This window comes from Methylobacterium sp. WL116 (assembly GCF_008039455.1).
Lineage (GTDB): Bacteria > Pseudomonadota > Alphaproteobacteria > Rhizobiales > Beijerinckiaceae > Methylobacterium.
Genome location: NZ_VRUV01000658.1, coordinates 1 through 2,173, shown reverse-complemented (window position 1 = coordinate 2,173; position 2,173 = coordinate 1). Strand labels below are relative to the sequence as shown.

General features: G+C 64.8%; 1 protein-coding gene. It reads right to left on the bottom strand.

Translation table 11 applies throughout. The features are described 5' to 3' along the window. Positions 1-215: 215 nt before the first annotated feature. Positions 216-1,751, bottom strand: a complete 1,536-nt coding sequence (locus FV223_RS25895; protein ID WP_147729624.1) for an ISL3 family transposase — start codon at positions 1,749-1,751, stop codon at positions 216-218. Positions 1,752-2,173: the final 422 nt, after the last annotated feature.

Genomic DNA, 2,173 nt, shown 5'->3' with positions numbered 1-2,173 from the left:
TGGGCCGGCAGGCTTCAACCAGAGGCTCCAGATCAGCCCATTGCGCGTCGCTCAGCATCGTCCCTCCTCCATCAGAAAGACGAAAACGCAAGCCCAGCCAATCTGTTCAGGCGACGACAGGCCCTAGTGGTTCAAACCTGGGTTGATCCGCATTTCTGGTGCTGACGGGTGATTGAGAGCTGATGGGTAGAGTTGCACCGGCTCCTGGCTGTTGGTCATGCCACATGAAGCACCCGCTGCTGCATGAGGTCGAAGCCGGCACGACCGTACATTTGCCGCTTGATCAGCTTGAGGCGGTTGACCTGACCTTCGACCGGCCCGTTGCTCCAGGGCTGCGTGATCGCCGCTCGTACGACATCGAGATTCTGGCGCAGGCCGGCAGCGAAACCGCACAATCCCGTTGCTGCTGCCGCGTCCAGCCAGGGCTCCAGCCCCGCTGGATCGTCCTGTCGCAGCGGATCGGCGAAGGCCCGCACGTGGCTGGCCGTGATCCCAACCTCCGGAGCCGCCTCACACAGTGCGTCGATGAAGGCGCGCTCGTCGTGGGCGAGCTTGGTCGGATCGCTCGCCAACAGGCGCGTAGTCCGGCGCGTCGAGGGCGTGTGCCGCAATCGAGAGCGATCCGGTGCGGTCTCTCGCCGTTGAGCGATCCAGCGTCGAACGATATCGACACCGCCACCGAAGCCCCGCGCCCGCAGTTCCCGGTGCAAGGCGGCGCCGCTGCGGAGCCCCTCCTGCCAACGGGCTTCGGCAAGGCTGCGATGCTGGTCGAGCAGACTCGGTCCCGGCGCTCGGCGATACGGAACGAACGTGCCGGCCCGCAGGTAGCTGTGCACCGTGTTGCGGGCCAGTCCGGTCCGGTGCGTGATCTGCAGGATCGGTAGACCCTCCGCATGAAGATGCAGGACATCGTCGAAGCGCCTACGGCGGTTCTCGCTCGGTTGCGAGAGAGACGGCGCGGGAGCGGGCACGGCTGGCATGCTACCGGAAGAAGACCGAAGTCCGGCCGCCTGCTGGATCTGTGTCTGGCGGCGCGCAACGACGGAACGGAGGGCTTCGGAGGCATTGACCAGAAGGTGCCAGCGGTCGGCGACCTGGATGGCAGCGGGGGCGCCGCTGCGGGCGGCCTCGGCGTAGGGGCCTGCTCGGTCCCGGCTGACGACGGCGATGCTCGGATGCGCCGAGAGCCAGTCCCTGACTGGAGCGGACGAGCGGCCCGGCAGCAGAGCCAGAACGCGACGACGTTCCAGATCGCACACGATGGTGCCGTAACGTCGCCCGCGCCGCCAAGCCCAGTCGTCGATGCCCACCAACCGCGGAGCCGGGTAGGCCCGCGGTGGGTGGCGGCGGATCAGGCGCAGGACGGTATCGCCGCTCACCGGCATGCACAGCCGCCGCGAAAGACGGGCTCCGGCCTCGCCGCCCAGCACCATGCCGATCTCGGTCTGCGCCTCGGACAGACGCTCTGTCCGGTTCGCCTTGGATCCCATCAAGCCCGGGATGCGCTCGACAAAGATCCGGCCCGGGCAATGGCTGCACCGGAAGCGGCGCACCTGAACGTGCCACGTGACGGCCCGGTCCTGCCACGGCAGGTACTGAATCGTTCGCCAGTAGCGGCTATGGACCCGGGAAGAGGCGTAGCCGCATGTGGGACAGACCGCCTGCGCAGCGGTGGTCCTGGCAAGAAGCAACAGCCCGGACGGGTCGAGGGTCAGTTCATCGATGTGCAGCCCATCGGGCACTGTCGGCAGCGACGGGTTCGAGATCGGCATCCGACGCCTCCTCGGTCTTGGTGAGGATCAACGTCCAAAAGCACGGTTCGACTCCCGCAGCACCAGAAGCGCGGATGAACCCAAACCTGACGCTTGGTCCCCACCTGTGAAGTCCGCAACGGGTGGAGGCTGTGTGAAAAGAGGACGCCAAGCTGGGGATGTCCGGCCGCTTGGGAGAGCGGCGGGCAGGCTTTTTGCCCCCCCATCCCGATCGTTGCAAGATCGCAAGGAAGCTCAAAAAAATCTGCGACGTCGATCGTTCGATCCCTGGATCTGAAATCTTCGACAGACAATCAGCAATTTATGGCAACATATATTTAATTTGATAATTTTTGTGTTAGACTTAGCCTCTAGCGGAGACCCGGGATGACACGCTTTGTCCAAGCTGCAGATTGTCACCA